Source organism: Paraburkholderia franconis, assembly GCF_009362735.1.
Classification (GTDB): domain Bacteria; phylum Pseudomonadota; class Gammaproteobacteria; order Burkholderiales; family Burkholderiaceae; genus Paraburkholderia; species Paraburkholderia franconis.
The window spans coordinates 1-16,584 of record NZ_WHNP01000111.1 but is presented as its reverse complement, the minus strand read 5'-3'; the positions used below and the strand labels follow the sequence as shown (position 1 = coordinate 16,584).

Sequence of the window (16,584 nt, the reverse complement as noted above, 5' to 3'; positions counted from 1 at the left end):
GCGGGGGGAGGAGCCTGATCGGTGGACGGCGCGGCGGCCGAAGGTGCGGCGGCGGGTGCTGGCGCTGTATCGGCGTCTGGGGCGGCGGGGGCGGGCGCTGCCGACGTATCGGGCGCGGGCTGCGGCGCGGGTTGTCCGGTCTGGGCGTGTACGCCGGGGGCGGCGACGCAGACGCTAAGGAGAACGGCATAGAGCAGACGTTTCGGCGACATGGCGACTCCATCATCGGCTGGACCGGATTCTCGGAACATACCGACCGGCAAGCAGGGTGACAACCGCTATCTAGAGGTAATTTCGGACACGTTGGACGGTGCTTTGGCGGGTGGGTGGCGCGTGCGCGCGGCGGCATCGGCGGCGCAATGCAAATTCCACGAAACGCGGTTGCGCGCGCCCGTTCTGTGGGCATCTCGCACGAGGGTACAATTTACGTTTTTTCTGGTCGCGTTCTGTGCGTACCGCGTGGATTTCAATGCAGTGGAGTGAGACATTTTGAGCAACGGACAGCAACATGACGGCCTCCAGCGTGGGCTGAAGAACCGCCATATCCAGCTGATCGCGCTGGGCGGCGCGATCGGCACGGGCCTCTTTCTCGGATCGGCGGGTGTGTTGAAGGCGGCGGGGCCGTCGATGATCCTCGGTTACGCGATCGGCGGTTTCATCGCGTTCCTCATCATGCGCCAGCTCGGCGAAATGGTTGCGCAGGAGCCCGTCGCCGGCTCGTTCAGCCACTTCGCATACAAGTACTGGGGCGATTTCCCGGGCTTCCTGTCGGGCTGGAACTACTGGGTGCTGTACGTGCTCGTCAGCATGGCCGAACTGACGGCCGTCGGCACCTACGTGCATTTCTGGTGGCCGGGCGTGCCGACGTGGGTCTCGGCGCTCGTCTGCTTCGTCATCATCAACGCGATCAACCTCGCGAACGTCAAGGCGTACGGCGAGACCGAGTTCTGGTTCGCGATCATCAAGGTCGCGGCCGTGATCGGCATGATCCTGTTCGGCGGTTATCTGCTGATCAGCGGCCATGGCGGTCCGCAGGCGTCGATTACGAACCTGTGGGCCGACGGCGGCTTCTTCCCGCACGGCTTCAACGGCCTCTTCATGATGCTCGCCGTGATCATGTTCTCGTTCGGCGGACTGGAGCTGATCGGCATCACGGCGGCGGAAGCCGACGAGCCGCAAAAGAGCATTCCGAAAGCCGTGAATCAGGTGATCTACCGGATTCTGATTTTCTACATCTGCTCGCTGGTCGTGCTGCTGTCGCTGTATCCGTGGAATCAGGTGGCGGCAGGAGGCAGCCCGTTCGTGATGATCTTCTCGCAGATCGGCGCGGGTCTGACGGCGAATGTTCTGAACGTGGTCGTGTTGACGGCGGCGCTGTCCGTGTACAACAGCGGCGTCTATGCGAACAGTCGCATGCTGTACGGTCTTGCAGAGCAGGGCAATGCGCCGCGCGCGCTGCTGAAGGTCGACGGGTGCGGCGTACCGTACATGGCGATCGGCCTGTCCGCGCTCGCGACGTTTGCTTGCGTGATCATCAACTATCTGATTCCTGCCAAGGCGCTCGACGTGCTGATGGCGCTCGTCGTGGCCGCACTGGTGCTGAACTGGTCGCTGATCAGCCTGACGCATCTGAAGTCGCGTCGCGCGATGGTCGCGAAGGGCGAGAAACTCGTGTTCAAGTCGCTGTGGTTCCCGCTCGGCAACTGGATCTGTCTCGCGTTCATGGCGATGATTCTCGTGATCCTCGCGATGACGCCAGGACTCAACGTGTCGGTGCTGCTCGTGCCCGTGTGGCTCGTCGTGATGTGGGCGGGCTATGTGGTGAAGCGTCGGCGCGCGGCCGCGCATGGGCTCGTGGGAGCGGCGAGCGGGCGCTGAGCCGGTGTGATGGTTTTAGCGGGCGCGTCCGATCGTCTGATCGAGTAAGAATCGAGCCGGATTTGCCGTGAGGCGATCCGGCTTTTTTGCGTTCGCGCGGATTCGGATGGGCTGCGTGCAGATGGTCTGCGCTGCGGACTCAGCGTGACCGCAGAAAACACAAAACCCGCGGCATCGGATCGATGAACGCGGGTTTGTTTGGTGAACTGAAGCTGAATTCTGGTGCCCAGGGCCGGACTCGAACCGGCACGCCTTGCGGCGGGGGATTTTGAGTCCCCTGCGTCTACCTGTTTCACCACCTGGGCTTGATTTGATCTTTCGTCGTTTCTTCGTCGTTTCTTCGTCTTTCGACCCGCCTGTTCGCGAATTGCACATCGGCACCTCGCGAGAGGAAGACGCAGATTATGGCCGAAAACGCGTCGGCGGGCAAGCCGATGCCCGACCGCGCCGCCTGGCGGACGCTAGACCGTGCGCGAAAACCGCTGCAACGGTTGCTGGCCCAGATACCGGTCGAACACCATCGCGATGTTGCGCACGAGCATCCGTCCCGCCAGTTGCACATCGAGCCGCCGCGCGCCGATCTTCACGAGCCCGTCGTCCTCGAACGGGCGCAGGCGCTCCAGTTCCGGTGCGAACGCGTCGTGAAAGCGGATGCCGTACGCGGCTTCGAACTCGTCGAAGCGCAGTTCGAGATTGCACATCAGTTGCGTGATGACGTCGCGCCGGATGCGGTCGTCGAGGGAGAGGCGCACGCCGCGACTGATCGCCAACTGGCCTTTGTCGATGGCTGCCGCGTAGCCCACCAGGTCTTTTGCGTTCTGAGCGTAGACGTCGCCGACCTTGCCGATCGACGACGCTCCGAAGCCGATCAGATCGCATTCCGCGCGCGTGCTATAGCCCTGGAAATTGCGATGTAGCGTGCGCTGGGCCTGGGCGCGCGCGAGTTCGTCGGTGGGCAGCGCGAAGTGGTCCATGCCGATGTAGACATAGCCCGCCTCCGTCAGCCGCTCGACCACGCGACGCAGGATCGCGAGCCGTTCAGCGGGGGAAGGCATCGTCGACGGGTCCATCTGCCGCTGCATCTTGAAGAGCTGCGGCATGTGCGCGTAGCCGAATACCGAGAGCCTGTCGGGCGCGAGCGCGAGCATGGTGTCGAGCGTCCGACTGAAGCTGTCGACGGTCTGATACGGCAGGCCGTAGATCAGATCGACGCCGATCGAATGAAAGCCCGTCGCGCGCGCGGCGCGCATCACGCTCGCCGTCATCTCGAGCGGCTGGATGCGATTGATCGCCCGCTGCACGACAGGGTCGAAGTCCTGCACGCCCAGACTCAGGCGATTGAAGCCGAGATTGCGCAAATGGACGATGGTCTTCGGCGAAGCCTCGCGCGGATCGACTTCGATCGAAAACTCGCCTTCCGAATCGCTGCACAACGTGAAGTGTTCGCGCGTGGCGGCCATCAGCTCCGTCATTTCGTCATGCGACAGAAACGTCGGCGTGCCGCCGCCCCAATGCAGTTGCGACACGGGCCGCGCGGTGTCGAAGAGCGGCGCCTGCAACGCGATCTCGCGCTTGAGCTGTTCGAGATACGGACGCGAGCGCGCGCGGTTCTTCGTCACGACCTTGTTGCAGCCGCAATAGAAGCAGACGGTGTCGCAAAACGGAATGTGGAAGTACAGCGAGAGATCCGTGTCGGATGCGCCCTTGTCGGCGGCGGCGCGGCGGTAGTCGCCGGGATCGAAGTCGTCGCGGAACTGGACAGCCGTCGGATAGGACGTGTAGCGCGGTCCGTTCGAGCTGTATTTCGCGAGCAGGTCGGGGCGGAAGAGTGCGTCGGCGGAAGGAGCGGTAGTCATCGGATTCGTATCCCGACGCCTGCCGGATGATGCACGAACCGCCTGGTCGTTGCTTGCCGGAGCGGTTCGATCGTGTGCTCGGTGGAAAAGGGCAGGCGCCTTGCGAGCGTGGTATCTGTTGCGAAAGTATGCAAATGAGTTTACGGGAGCAGGGCGCGCGAAACCTTGTGTAAAAAGGTCGCATGCGTCAAATGGCACAATGTGGGCTGAGCGGCGGCCACCTTATCTGCGGTGGGCCGGCCTCGTCGAGTGTTTGTCGTTCAGGAAAGCGCAGTGTCTGTCGATTTGTCCCAACCGTCGTCCGCGACAGCGGATCACGCGTGCCGTCCCAACTGCGGCGCGTGCTGCATCGCGCCGTCGATTTCGAGTCCCATTCCCGGCATGCCGGACGGCAAGCCGGCAGGCGTGCGCTGCGTGCAGCTCGGCGACGATCTGCGCTGCGCGATCTTCGGCAAGCCGGAACGTCCCGCCTGCTGCTCGGGTCTACAACCGCAGGCCGACATGTGCGGCAACTCGCGCGACGAAGCGTTGATCTGGCTCACGCGTCTCGAAGCCGATACGCGGCCATGACATGATGGCTGCGCGCCACCGGTCGAAGCGCTCGCGCTGCAAGACAATCGCGCGAATCTGAAAACACCCCTTGCCAGCAACACAAGCAACACAAGCAACACAAGCAACACAAGCAACACAAGCAACACAAGCAACACAAGCAACACAAGCAACACAAGCAACACAAGCAACACAAGCAACACAAGCAACACAAGCAACACCGAGCGGCGCGTCCGCTGCGTCACAAGGAGAATCTGCATGACCCATCTCGCTGCGCCCGCACGGCGCCGCTTTCTGATTTCGGCGCTGTCGGCGTGCGCGGTCGGTGGCTTGACGACGTCGCTCGCCGCGTGCGCGACGTCGACGTTCCCGTTTATTCCGGATCACTACACGTTTTCGCAGAAGCAGGTGCAGGAAGCCGTACAGCGCAAGTTCCCGTATCAGCGCACGGTATCGCAGGTGTTCGAGGTCGCGTTGATGCATCCTGTCGTCGGCTTGCTGCCGGATACGAACCGCGTGTCGGTGAAGCTCGATGCGCGGCTCACAAGTCCGTTCCTGCAGCAGCCGGTCAACGGCGTGTTCACGCTGTCGAGCCAGCTCGAATACGATCCGCAGAGCCGCTCCGTCGTGCTGCGCTTGCCGAATGTCGAGAACGTGAGCGTCGACGGCGACGCGCAGGCCTACATGCAACAGATCAACGCAGCCGCCGCGGTGCTCGCGACGCAGCTGCTCACCAACTATCCCGTCTACACGTTCAAGCCCGACCAGCTGCAATTTGCCGGGGTGACTTACGAACCAGGTACAATCACGGTCCTTACAAACGGCATACGCGTTCAGATCGTCGAAAAGTGACGGACGCGCGGCCGGGCGGGCCGCGCCGTCGTTGCTGACGCGGCCGCGCATCGTCAACCCCCAAACGAAGAGGGCCACGGATGGACTGGATACTCACACTGAAGGCGCTGATTCTCGGCATCGTCGAAGGCTTGACGGAATTCTTGCCCGTGTCGAGCACAGGCCATCTGATCGTTGCCGGCAGTCTGCTGGACTTCGACACGCCGCAGGAAAAGACCTTCGACGTCGTGATCCAGCTCGGCGCGATTCTCGCCGTGTGCTGGGAGTACCGTCAGCGAATCGGCAGTGTCGTCGCAGGGCTCGCGACGCGGCCCGACGCACGCCGCTTCACGCTGAACGTGATCATCGCGACGATTCCCGCGATCGTGCTCGGCCTGCTGTTCGAGAAGGCGATCAAGGCCGTGCTGTTTTCGCCCGTGCCCGTTGCATTTGCGCTCGTCGTGGGCGGCGTGCTGATCCTGTGGGTCGAGTCGCGCCAGCGCAACCGGCAAGACCTTCAGCCGCGTGTGCATTCGATGGACGACCTGAGCCCGCTCGATGCGCTGAAGGTTGGTTTCGCGCAATGCTTCGCGCTGATCCCGGGCATGTCGCGTTCGGGTTCGACGATCATCGGCGGCATGCTGTTCGGGCTCGACCGGCGCGTCGCGACCGAGTTCTCATTCTTCCTTGCGATACCCATCATCTTCGGCGCGACCGTGTACGAATTGCACAAGGACTGGCAGGCGCTGTCGTCCGACGCGCTCGGGCTTTTTTCGATCGGCTTTCTCGCGGCGTTCGTCAGCGCGTTTGCGTGCGTGCGCTGGCTGTTGCGCTATATCGCGGCGCACGATTTCAGTGCGTTCGCGTGGTATCGGATCGGCTTCGGCTTGCTGATCCTGCTGATCGGCTATAGCGGAGGATTGAGCTGGGCGGATTGACGCCGCGGCCGGCATCGGCGCGTTGCAAATGAAAAGGCCTGCCGTTCACGAACGGCAGGCCTTTTCTGTTGGCGCTTGTGGCGGAGTCGCTCAGGTGCTCACGCGGCGACGGTAAATCAGATCCCATACGCCGTGCCCGAGCCGCAGGCCGCGCTTTTCGAACTTCGTCACGGGACGATAGTCGGGACGCGGCGCGTAATCGTCGGAGGTGTTCTCGAGCGCGGGCTCGGCGCCGAGCACTTCGAGCATCTGTTCCGCGTAGTTCTGCCAGTCGGTCGCGCAGTGGATGTATGCGCCCGGCTTCATGCGCGACACCAGTAGCGCGACGAACTTCGGCTGGATCAGACGCCGCTTGTGATGGCGCGCCTTGTGCCACGGATCGGGGAAGAAGATGTGCACGCCGTCCAGACTCTGCGGCGCGATCATGTTCTCCAGCACTTCGACGGCGTCGTGCTGGACGATGCGGATATTCGACAGGTTCTGCTCGCCCATCAGCTTCAGCAGCGCACCGACGCCGGGCTCGTGTACTTCGACGCCGAGGAAATCGTCGTCGGGACGATGCGACGCGATTTCTGCGGTCGTCGCGCCCATGCCGAAACCGATCTCCAGAATGCGCGGCGCGCGGCGGCCGAACACAGCGTCCCAGTCCGGCTGCCCGGGCGCGTACGGCACGACGAAGCGCGGGCCGAGTTCGTCCATGGCGCGGCGCTGGCCCGTCGACACGCGGCCGGCGCGCGTCACGAAGCTGCGGACGCGGCGCAGGTGCAGCGCTTTGTCTGACGCGGCGGCGTCAGCGGGCTCGGGCGCGGACGGGTCGTCGCTGGAAATCTGGGAAGTGTCGCGCGGCAGACCGGCTTCGTTCGGATCGTGAATCATCGTGGATGAAGACTAGGGTGTGGCGGCGGGAACGGCTGGGCGTGATGGCGGACGCATTTCTTCGACAGACAGCGCACCACAAAAAAGCCGCCTTCATGGAGGCGGCTCTCACGCTGGATTCTCCGCCTAGTCTCTCCGCCCGTTCGTTGCGCGGCAGAGGGAGCGGCTGAAAAGTGGAGCGGGCGATGGGAATCGAACCCACGTCTCTAGCTTGGGAAGCTAGGGTAATAGCCATTATACGACGCCCGCAGAGCGCGCCATTTTACGCGGTTTCGGCGGATTTGGGCAAATCGCCGGGCACGCGCGCGCCCGGCACGGAGACGCGAACCGGTCAGATGCCGAACAGCGTCAGCGACACGGCAGCCCGCGTCACGACCATCAGCAGCACCTGCACGATCACGAACAGCAGAATCGGCGAAAGATCGATGCCGCCCAGACGCGGCATGATCTTGCGCAGCGGGTCGAGAAACGGCGCCGTCAGCTCATAGAGGATCGGCATCGCGGGCGAGCGCGGATTGAGCCACGACAGCAGCGCCATCAGGATCGTCAGCCAGATCAGCAGGTTCAACGCCCACTTGACGACGGTCAGCAGCGCGACAATCAACAGCGACGGCATCAGCCCGAGCGGATCGACGCCGACGATCACCACCATCATCACTACGTAGACGATCGACGTGATGAGCGCAGCGACAATGCTCGCCCAGTCGATGCCGCGCACGCCCGGGATGATCTTGCGCAGTGGCAGCACGAGCCAGTTCGTCACTTGCAGCACGGCGCTCGACACCGGGTTGTACGGCTGCATGCGCACGAACTGGAGCCACGCGCGCAGCAGCAGGGCCGCGCCGAACAGCGTGAAGATGGTATTGAGCAGAAAACGGGCGATATCGCCGAACATCTTGGATCCTTTCCTTCAGAAGGCGTCTCGCGCGAAGCGGGACGCATGGCGCCGGCAAGCCGGCGGACGGCTGGAAACACCGAGCGCGCGCCGTACGCCGCGCGGCTCGCCAGAATGCTTGCGCGCACCGCTCGCGGCGGCGCTGCGCGGACGGCCGCGTCAGACGGCGACCTTGACTTCGCTGATCAGGATTGTGCCGTTGCCGCCGTCCGTGTAGTTGGGAATGTCGGCGAGCAACGTGTCGCTGGCGGGTTTGAACACCTCGTAAAAGGCCTCGACGGTATCGAACAGAAAGTGTCCCGCGGCGACGAACGGCGGCGGCGAGCCCGGCGGGCCGGCGTTGATGCCGGCATCGACCGACCAGCCCTTCAGCGATGCGCCGAACAGCCTGGCTGCGAGCGGCATATGCGTGCCGCAGTAATAGTCGACGTCGAAACGTCCGCCTTCCCGATACGGATAGAGGATGCTGACCTTGATCATTGTGCGTTCTCGTCGGTTGGTCACGAAGCGCGGGTGAGGCGCCGTGCGCCTTATCGCGTCGTTGCGCGCGTGTTGGTCCTGGTCGTGCTGGCGAGACGGGCGGCGACACAGTCTGCGACTCCATGGAGGCACGCAAGTCGCCGTGGTCCCGTTGATGCCGGTCGTCACATTATCACGGCTTACTCAGCGCTTGCACCTGTCGCCGCGCCTTTCAGCGTACGGCTGAGCGACCGCTCGACGGCCGCGCCGATTGCGTCGATGGCGGCGGGCGGCGTCGCTCGGGCGCGCGCAAGCGCCATCGCCCGTCGCGACATCAGCCCGAAAAGCGCCACGTGATCGCCGCCGCGTTGTTCCATCACCGACAGTTGCTTTTCCACCACGGCCGCGTCGCCGCGTGAAACCGGTCCCGCCAGCGCGTCGGCAAGCCCCCGGTTGCGCGTCGCTTCGAGCGTGCCGGCCATCATCGGCAGCAGCGCGCGCAGCGCGTCGTGTTCGTCGAATCCCAGCTCGCGTCACAGGTTCATGTTCTCAGCCAGACTGCATAAAGGGAAGCTGGCGGCGTAATGCGCCGCCGCGTGATACAGCAGGCGGCCGCCCGGCAGAATCTCGACAGCGGATGGCAGCGCGGCGCGGCGGCGAGTGCTATCGGAACATCTTTGAGCGCGTCCTCGGCTTCGATCGTCACGGTGCAGCCGACGATGCGATCGACATCTGTCAAATCGCCGCTGAACAGGTAAAGTGGATGAAAACCGCCGATCGACGCGCCCTGGTCCCGAGCCTGGGCAAGCAGTTCGACGGGCGACGCACCGCTGCAATGCACGACGGCCCATGCTCCTCTCGCCGGCGCCGCGTGACAAGGGAACCGGAGTGTGTTCGCTGTCGTACCGATGCTGTCATCGGGGACGGTTAAAAAGAGTATGTCCGCCGACTCGACGACCCGCTGGGGTCGTCATACGCGGCGCAGAATCCGATCTGACTGGCGAGCCGCCATGCCGATTCCGGCGTACGGCTCGCGATGGCCGTGACGGGATACCCGGCGCGTGCGAAGCCGAGCGCAAAGACACCGCGCAATCCGGCCCGCGCCGACGAAGCCAAGGCGCGGCAGCGAGGGCTGGGACATGTTTCCTGCTCCCGACGGGACTGAAGAAGGAAGCTGGAGTATCGCGCTCCAATAATCGCGGGCGGGAACTGGCGGCTTTCGTAGGCGGTTTGGGCGCATGCGGACGTTCGTCCCGCGGTCAACTGGCACTCCCGGTGCTGTGGGCGCGGCGCACGAAAGCAGGGTACGAGCAAACAGGCGCGAAAACTGCTTAGCGATTTCCGTAGGAGTGGATGAGCAGTCACCGTGGTTTTAATGTCTCGCAGTCAGATTCGGGAGGTCACGATGAGTATCTTTTCTTACCGAAAGCACTTACGGTTCCTCACGCATTCCCAACGCCGCTGCTGGTGGGATCAGAGGAAGCGGCTCAGCCCGCGGGTCAAAATCAGTGGTGCGTATGTGCCGCCTAACGTCACCCGCGAATTCACCTATGTGAAAGTCGGTTGACGTTCATTTGCATCGAATCATGCAAAACGCCTGGCCAGCCGCCAGGCGTTTTTCGTTAGGGGCGCCGACGCGTCGAACGCCGTGTGACGCGCGCCAGCAACGGCGCGGCGCGAATTTGTAATCAAAGATTACCGGAGCGCGCGAGGTGCGATCGGCAGACACGGTCAAGTTGCCCGATCGACAGCGGATTGCCGGCAAAATCCTTGATTTTCGATGCTCCGAACGCCATTTGACAGACGTATGGAACGCCTCGGCTGACGAACCGCTTTCCCGCAATTGCAATTTGCAACAAATGCAGACTACGGCGTGCGGGCTTTTTCGATACATTGGAATGACAGCATGTCCGTCATGCGACTCGGTCAAGAACCGGCCGAGCCGCCAGGAGAAATACAAGTGAAGAAGATCGTTCCGTTTATCGCTGCTGCCGTACTCGGGGTTGGATTGACTACTGCGGCTCAGGCTCACGTGTCGGTGGGTATCGGCATTGGTGTGCCCGTCGCTCCCGCCTATCCCGTCTACTCGGCGCCCCCGCCCGTGTATTACGCGCCGCCGCCTGTGGTCTATGCGCCGCCGCCGCCCGTCGTGGTCGCGCCGGCGGTTGTAGTGGGCGGTGGGTATTATCACCGTCCGTACTATCGCCACGGGTACTGGGGTCGTCCGTATTACCGGTACTAACGCGGTACTGATTTTCGCGCCGCGCAGGTTAACCGTTGCGCGCGCCTCAATCTGTACAACGGCGCAACGCCGGCTCGATGCCGCGTTGCGCCGTTTGCATCTCGGCTTGTGACTCTGCGGCTTTTGACCTGCGCTGCTTGTGACTTTGGCCTATGACCTTCGGGCGATTCGGCCCACACGTCCGGCGCGTCGTGGACTTCCGGCACGCACACACATCGCAGAAGCTGGGAGAATAAGCGCTTCCTCAAGCCTTGGAGTCATCCGCCCATGCATGCGTTGTCAGCTCCCACTTATGAAGATGTCGTCGACGCCGCTCAGCGCATCGAAGGCATCGCGCATCGCACGCCGGTGCTCACGTCGACCACGGCGAACGAGCGCACGGGCGCATCGCTCTTCTTCAAGTGCGAAAACTTCCAGCGCATGGGCGCGTTCAAGTTTCGCGGCGCGTACAACGCCATTTCCCACTTCGACGCCGAGCAACGCACGGCGGGCGTGCTGACCTATTCATCGGGCAATCATGCGCAAGCCATCGCGCTGTCGGCGCGGCTCGCCGGGATTCACGCGACGATCGTGATGCCCCACGACGCGCCCGCCGCCAAGGTCGCCGCGACGAAGGGCTATGGCGGCGAAGTGATCACCTATGACCGTTATACGGAAAACCGCGAAGATATCGGCCGGCGTCTCGCACAGGAGCGCGGGATGACGCTGATTCCGCCGTACGACCATCCGCACGTGATCGCGGGTCAGGGCACGGCGGTGAAGGAGTTGATCGACGAAATGGGGCCGCTCGACTTTCTTTTCGTCTGCCTGGGCGGCGGCGGGCTGCTCGCGGGCAGTGCGCTCTCGGCGGCGGCGCTGAGTCCGCAGTGCCGGGTGATCGGCGTCGAGCCGGAAGCGGGCAACGACGGTCAGCAGTCGCTCGCAAAAGGCGAGATCGTGCATATCGACGTGCCGCATACGATCGCCGACGGCGCGGCGTCGACGCATCTCGGCAACTACAACTTTCCGATCATCAAGCGCAACGTCGCGCAGATCGTGACGGTGAGCGACGCGCAACTCATCGACACGATGAAGTTTTTCGCGCAGCGCATGAAGATCGTCGTCGAGCCGACTGGGTGTCTCGCGGCGGCGGCCCTGCTGGAGAAGGTGGTGCCCGTCGAAGGCAAGCGCGTCGGCGTGCTGATCAGCGGCGGGAACGTGGATCTGCAGCGGCTCGGTGAGTTCTTGCGCTGAGATTCCGAAACAACGCTGACGGTATGGCTTCCATGTCGTCAGCGCATAAACGGCGAATTGCGAGCGGCAGACTAGCTTGCCGCGTGCGCTGTCTGCACGATCAGATCGCGGTATCCGTCGACGATCACGCTGTACGAAAAGTACGCGATCAGACTAGCTTGCCGCGTGCGCTGTCTGCACGATCAGATCGCGGTATCCGTCGACGATCACGCTGTACGAAAAGTACGCGAACAGCAACGCGGACAGCACGTGACAGACGCGCAGCAGGCCCGTGCCCGCGCGCTTGCGTCCATGGCTAGCGAGCCCGCATACAAAGAGCGTCCAGCACAGGCCGCCGAGGAAAAAACCGCCGAGAAACACGGGTGCCGTCGTCGCCGACGTCGCGCCTGCTTTGGCGATCAGCGCGCCGCCCACGGCCGCGAACCACAGGATCGCGCTCGGGGAAGAGATGGCGAGCAACACACCGCGCAGGAAGCCGCGCTTCGGATCGAGATGCGGCGTCGACGCATCGGCTTCGCCTTCGACGGGCGGCGCGGATGCGGGAAACAATGCTTCGCGCGCCATCTTCCACGTGAGGAACAGCAGAATCGCCGCGCCGCCGATCCAGACCACCCAGCGCACCGACTCCAATTGCAGCAGCGCCGCCATGCCCGCAAGGGCGAGCGCCGCGTAGATCAGATCGCCGAAACAGGAACCGAGGCCGAGCCAGAAGCCGGGCCTGAAGCCATGCGACAACGTCAGCGAAATGATCGCGACGTTGACGAGGCCGATGTCGAGGCACAACGACAGCGACAGAAAAAAACCGTCCGACAACATCGACAAGCTATGCATCCGTCCAACCGCTCAGAATGAATTGTTGTTGTTCAAGGCAACGCGGATGCCAAGGACGCTTCGCCGTCGCGATGTCGCGAACCTGAGTGCTTCAAATTGAGTCGCTGAATTCAGGTTCGCGAACCGCGCAACTCACAGGCCAAGCTCGTTCCACAGACCGTCGATGCGCGCCTTCACGGCGTCGTCCATCACGATCGGCCGGCCCCATTCGCGGTCGGTTTCGCCTGGCCATTTGTTGGTCGCGTCGAGACCCATCTTCGACCCGAGACCTGCAACGGGCGACGCGAAATCCAGATAGTCGATCGGCGTGCGATCGACGAGCACCGTATCGCGCGACGGGTCGATGCGCGTCGTGATCGCCCAGATCACTTCCTTCCAGTCGCGGATGCTCACGTCCTCATCTACGACGACGATGAACTTCGTATACATGAACTGCCGCAGGAAGCTCCACACGCCGAACATCACGCGCTTCGCGTGCCCCGGATAGCTCTTCTTCATCTGCACGATCGCCATCCGGTAGCTGCAGCCTTCGGGCGGCAGATAGAAGTCGGTGATCTCGGGGAACTGCTTCTGCAGCAGCGGCACGAACACTTCGTTCAGCGCGACGCCGAGCACGGCGGGTTCGTCGGGCGGCTTGCCCGTATAAGTGGAGTGATAGATCGCGTCGCGGCGCATCGTGATGCGCTCGATCGTGAAGACAGGGAACCACTCCTGTTCGTTGTAGTAGCCGGTGTGATCGCCATATGGGCCTTCGAGCGCGTGCTCGTAACCGGCGCTCGCGCCCTTCGACGGACGCGGCGGCGCGCCATCGGGCGCGGGCGCCGGCTCGCCTTCCTGCGGATAGATGAAACCTTCGAGCACGATCTCTGCGCGCGCAGGCACCTGCAGCGTGTCGACGCCCGGCGTGATGCACTTCGCGAGCTCCGTACGGCCGCCGCGCAGCAGGCCGGCGAACTGGTATTCGGACAGCGTGTCGGGCACGGGCGTGACAGCGCCGAGGATCGTCGCCGGATCGGCGCCGAGCACGACGGCGACGGGATACGGCTTGCCGGGGTTCTTCAACGCGAATTCGCGGAAGTCGAGCGCGCCGCCGCGATGCGCGAGCCACCGCATGATGACCTTGTTCCGGCCGATCACCTGCTGGCGGTAGATTCCTAGGTTCTGGCGCGTCTTGTTCGGGCCGCGCGTGACGGTGAGGCCCCATGTAATCAGCGGACCGGCGTCGCCGGGCCAGCAGGTCTGAACGGGCAGTTTCGCGAGATCGACGTCGTTGCCTTCCCAGACGATTTCCTGGCAGGGCGGGGCGCTGACGGTCTTCGGCGCCATGTCCCAGACCGCCTTTGCGAGCGACAGCAGCTTGCCCGCGTCCTTGAGGCCTTTGGGCGGCTCCGGCTCCTTCAACGCCGACAGCAGACGCCCGACGTCGCGCAGCGACTCCAGCGACGCCTGATCGCCGCCGGCATCGCCCTGCGTGGCGGCATCGATGCCCATGCCCAGCGCGACGCGCCGCGGCGTGCCGAACAGATTGCCGAGCACCGGGAACGCATGGCGTTGCTTCGACTCGAACAGCAGCGCCGGGCCGCCGGCGCGCAGCACGCGGTCGCATAGCTCGGTCATTTCGAGGACAGGCGACACGTTTTGCGAGATACGGCGCAACTCGCCGAGCGATTCGAGGCGGCTCGCGAAGTCACGCAGGTCTTTGTATTTCATCGGTCCGGTTGGCGGCCGCGAAGCGGCGGATGCAAGAGCTGAAAACAGTGGCGAGAGCAGGCGGCGCGGCGACGCACCGCCATGCCGAACGGATTGTCGATTTTACATGCGTTAGGAAGCGTACGCTGAATAGCGAAAATGCAGATCGGCTGGAAAAGCCCTTCCGTAGAGGGACTGCGCTTCCTGAACAGTGTTCATAATTACAATTGGTTATAAATTCTGACTTTTATAGTGTTGACGATCTATAAAACCCTGCTAGAATCCGGTCACATTGGCTGCAGGGTATTGATAGTTTTTACCACCGTCCCCCGGTCCTCAGACGCAACGCGTCACCCTTACCGCCCCTGCACGGTATTGACGGTCATAAGTAGTCTCCACCAGCGCACTTCGACGCTGGTTTTTCGCGTGGGAGCCAACGAATGCGTGCCTTTCGGCATGCAGGCGGCCCTTTTTAGGTTTTTGGCTCCCCAACGGTACTTTTTGCCGTTTTCCCGACGTCGTCGTCGCCTTAACCAGAGCACGCGGCGTCTTGGTTTTGCGAACAGCAGTCCCAAGCCGGTCGTTTTTACGGCGTTCGCAGGGCCAGCAACATGGGAGATCTGAATGAACGCCTGGTTATCGTGGCGTCCCAACGAGCGGATCGCGCAGGTCATGCGCGGCGCGCTGCGTCAGGGGACGCGGTTGAGTCATCATCTATTCAGCGTAGTCGGCGGGTTTGCTGTTCTGTTTGCACTCTCGCTGTGGCTGATGCCCGGCTGGCGCCTGATGCTGGCCACGCGGCTGATGCCGTTCATCTCGGCCGCCGTGCAGGCTGGCCCGGTCCGTCTGCTGCAGGGCAACCCGCTGCCGTCGTTCGCCCCGCGACAGCGCGGCAATGCGGCGCCTCAGGACGATACCCTTTCGACGTCGTCGAATACGGGAGACAACGCCAACGGCCCGGCTAAGGCCGCTGACGCCGGCTTCAGCATTGCAGGCGACAACTCCAGCTTCTCGTCTCCGGCCAGTACGGGCCTTTCGTCGGCCGCGCTGAACGGTCTCGATCCGCGCACGCTCCCGAGCGTGAGCACGATCGCCTCGATGATTCCGTCGCAACGCGTGTCGGCGGACGCCCGCGACGATCGCGTGCTCATTTCCACGCGCGAACAGGATCTCGTCGCGTCCTTCCTCTCGCGTCGCTATCGCGTCGCTCAGGAGCCAGTCAGCGAGCTCGTGAAGGCCGCGTTCGACACCGGCCGAGAAGTCGGCCTCGATCCGCTGCTGCTGCTTGCCGTGATGGCGATCGAATCGGGCTTCAATCCGTACGCCGAAAGCGGCGTCGGCGCGAAGGGCCTGATGCAGGTCATGTCGACGGTTCACTCGGACAAATTCCGTTACTTTGGCGGCCAGTCCGCGGCGCTCGAGCCGCTCGCGAACATCAAGGTCGGCGCGATCGTTCTGAAAGATTGCATCGCGCGCGGCGGCTCGCTGCCGGGCGGTCTGCGTCTGTACGTCGGTTCGACGTCGCCGGACGACGGCGGCTACGGTGCGAAGGTGATGGCCGAGCGTACGCGTCTGCGCGATATCGCGCGCGGCCGCAAGGTGCCGATCAACTCGCCGCAGGCGCCCGCCACCGTGCAGGCCTCGAACTCGTCGACGCCGGCAGCGACGTCAAATGCTTCGAACAAGCGCGTGCAGGTGACGCTCGACGGCCATCCGCTCGCCCCGACGAAGACGGCGCAGACGCCGGCCACCAAGGATTCGGAACAGGACGATGCGAGCGCAAACGCGGCCAAGCATGCGGCGCAGCAGCCGGAACTGGGCGCTTGATCGCGTAAGAAGCGCAGGAAGAAGTGCGTTGGCCATACAGACTGGTCCAGCAAAGAGAAAGGGCACCTTCGGGTGCCCTTTGTCATTGTCTCGCTGGTTTCTGAAGAATCGGCGTAAGCGCCCGGCAATGACACCCCGGGGAGTGCGCGCCGGCGATCAGGCGGTGATCGGCGCCCAGCGATGAGGCAGTAGCTGAGCGATATCGTCGGCGCGATGCGTGGGCAAGCGGTTCAGTACGTCTTTGAGGTAGACGTATGGATCATGGTCGTTGAGCTGCGCTGATCGAATCAGGCTCATGATTGCGGCTGCGCGTTGCCCCGCACGCAAAGAGCCCGCGAAGAGCCAGTTCGTCCTTCCCAGGGCCCATGGACGAATCTGATTTTCCAGCCAATTGTTGTCGATCGGCACATGCCCATCGACAAGGTAGCGTGTAAGCGCGTCCCATCGCTTGAGGCTGTAGTCGAGTGCCCTGGCGATCGC

General features: G+C 63.4%; 15 protein-coding genes, 2 tRNA genes and 1 pseudogene. 8 read left to right on the top strand and 10 right to left on the bottom strand.

All coding sequences use genetic code 11. The features are described from left to right. The first annotated feature begins 489 nt into the window (after window positions 1-489). Window positions 490-1,878: an amino acid permease gene (locus GCT13_RS43735; RefSeq protein ID WP_152767965.1), complete on the top strand. Its 1,389-nt coding sequence runs from the start codon at window positions 490-492 to the stop codon at window positions 1,876-1,878. A 220-nt stretch (window positions 1,879-2,098) separates the two neighbouring features. Here the strand turns inward: GCT13_RS43735 and GCT13_RS43730 are convergent. Both GCT13_RS43730 and hemN read right to left on the bottom strand, forming a co-directional pair. Further along, window positions 2,099-2,183 (bottom strand) — tRNA-Leu (locus tag GCT13_RS43730). A 156-nt stretch (window positions 2,184-2,339) separates the two neighbouring features. Continuing rightward, the gene (hemN, locus tag GCT13_RS43725) at window positions 2,340-3,734 is read right to left on the bottom strand and encodes an oxygen-independent coproporphyrinogen III oxidase (RefSeq protein WP_152767964.1); all 1,395 of its coding nucleotides are present in this window, start codon (window positions 3,732-3,734) and stop codon (window positions 2,340-2,342) included. Between the two features lie 273 nt (window positions 3,735-4,007). Between hemN and GCT13_RS43720 the strand changes: the two genes are divergently transcribed. From GCT13_RS43720 to GCT13_RS43710, 4 genes are all read left to right on the top strand, one after another. Beyond that, a complete protein-coding gene (locus GCT13_RS43720; RefSeq protein ID WP_321575015.1) occupies window positions 4,008-4,304 on the top strand; it encodes a YkgJ family cysteine cluster protein in 297 nt (98 codons plus the stop codon). Between the two features lie 70 nt (window positions 4,305-4,374). Then, window positions 4,375-4,545, top strand: a complete 171-nt coding sequence (locus tag GCT13_RS48900) for a hypothetical protein (protein ID WP_193727937.1) — start codon at window positions 4,375-4,377, stop codon at window positions 4,543-4,545. Further along, window positions 4,542-5,135 (top strand): DUF1439 domain-containing protein, encoded by a 594-nt coding sequence (locus GCT13_RS43715; RefSeq protein ID WP_152767963.1) that lies wholly within the window; start codon window positions 4,542-4,544, stop codon window positions 5,133-5,135. The genes GCT13_RS48900 and GCT13_RS43715 overlap by 4 nt, the downstream gene beginning before the upstream one ends. Window positions 5,136-5,215: 80 nt before the next feature. Further along, window positions 5,216-6,052: an undecaprenyl-diphosphate phosphatase gene (locus GCT13_RS43710; protein WP_152767962.1), complete on the top strand. Its 837-nt coding sequence runs from the start codon at window positions 5,216-5,218 to the stop codon at window positions 6,050-6,052. 90 nt (window positions 6,053-6,142) lie between these two features. Here the strand turns inward: GCT13_RS43710 and trmB are convergent, their stop codons facing one another. From trmB to GCT13_RS43685, 5 genes and pseudogenes are all read right to left on the bottom strand, one after another. Continuing rightward, entirely contained in the window at window positions 6,143-6,928 is a 786-nt protein-coding gene (gene trmB / locus GCT13_RS43705) for a tRNA (guanosine(46)-N7)-methyltransferase TrmB (protein WP_152767961.1), read from the bottom strand. Window positions 6,929-7,102: 174 nt separating this feature from the next. Beyond that, window positions 7,103-7,177: transfer RNA gene (locus tag GCT13_RS43700), tRNA-Gly, on the bottom strand. Between the two features lie 82 nt (window positions 7,178-7,259). After that, the gene (locus GCT13_RS43695) at window positions 7,260-7,823 is read right to left on the bottom strand and encodes a YggT family protein (RefSeq protein WP_152767960.1); all 564 of its coding nucleotides are present in this window, start codon (window positions 7,821-7,823) and stop codon (window positions 7,260-7,262) included. Window positions 7,824-7,982: 159 nt separating this feature from the next. Next, the gene (locus tag GCT13_RS43690; protein ID WP_152767959.1) at window positions 7,983-8,303 is read right to left on the bottom strand and encodes an EthD family reductase; all 321 of its coding nucleotides are present in this window, start codon (window positions 8,301-8,303) and stop codon (window positions 7,983-7,985) included. A gap of 179 nt (window positions 8,304-8,482) precedes the next feature. Beyond that, window positions 8,483-9,423 (bottom strand): annotated as a pseudogene (locus GCT13_RS43685) (Rossmann-like and DUF2520 domain-containing protein). Window positions 9,424-10,242: 819 nt separating this feature from the next. On the opposite strand from GCT13_RS43685, the gene GCT13_RS43680 reads away from it, so the two are divergent. Next, window positions 10,243-10,524, top strand: coding sequence for a hypothetical protein (locus GCT13_RS43680; RefSeq protein WP_090867988.1), 282 nt, complete (start codon window positions 10,243-10,245; stop codon window positions 10,522-10,524). A gap of 267 nt (window positions 10,525-10,791) precedes the next feature. Beyond that, window positions 10,792-11,757, top strand: a complete 966-nt coding sequence (locus tag GCT13_RS43675) for a threo-3-hydroxy-L-aspartate ammonia-lyase (RefSeq protein ID WP_152767957.1) — start codon at window positions 10,792-10,794, stop codon at window positions 11,755-11,757. A gap of 153 nt (window positions 11,758-11,910) precedes the next feature. Here the strand turns inward: GCT13_RS43675 and GCT13_RS43665 are convergent, their stop codons facing one another. Together GCT13_RS43665 and GCT13_RS43660 are read right to left on the bottom strand one after the other, a co-directional pair. Further along, window positions 11,911-12,588 (bottom strand): LysE family translocator, encoded by a 678-nt coding sequence (locus tag GCT13_RS43665; protein WP_152767956.1) that lies wholly within the window; start codon window positions 12,586-12,588, stop codon window positions 11,911-11,913. A gap of 132 nt (window positions 12,589-12,720) precedes the next feature. Further along, window positions 12,721-14,298, bottom strand: a complete 1,578-nt coding sequence (locus GCT13_RS43660; RefSeq protein ID WP_152767955.1) for a UbiD family decarboxylase — start codon at window positions 14,296-14,298, stop codon at window positions 12,721-12,723. 603 nt (window positions 14,299-14,901) lie between these two features. Here GCT13_RS43660 and GCT13_RS43655 point away from each other — a divergent pair. After that, window positions 14,902-16,104, top strand: a complete 1,203-nt coding sequence (locus GCT13_RS43655; RefSeq protein ID WP_152767954.1) for a transglycosylase SLT domain-containing protein — start codon at window positions 14,902-14,904, stop codon at window positions 16,102-16,104. Window positions 16,105-16,260: 156 nt separating this feature from the next. Here GCT13_RS43655 and GCT13_RS43650 read toward each other — a convergent pair. Beyond that, on the bottom strand, window positions 16,261-16,584 hold a 324-nt coding region (locus GCT13_RS43650; protein WP_152767953.1), incomplete at its 5' end, for an IS66 family transposase.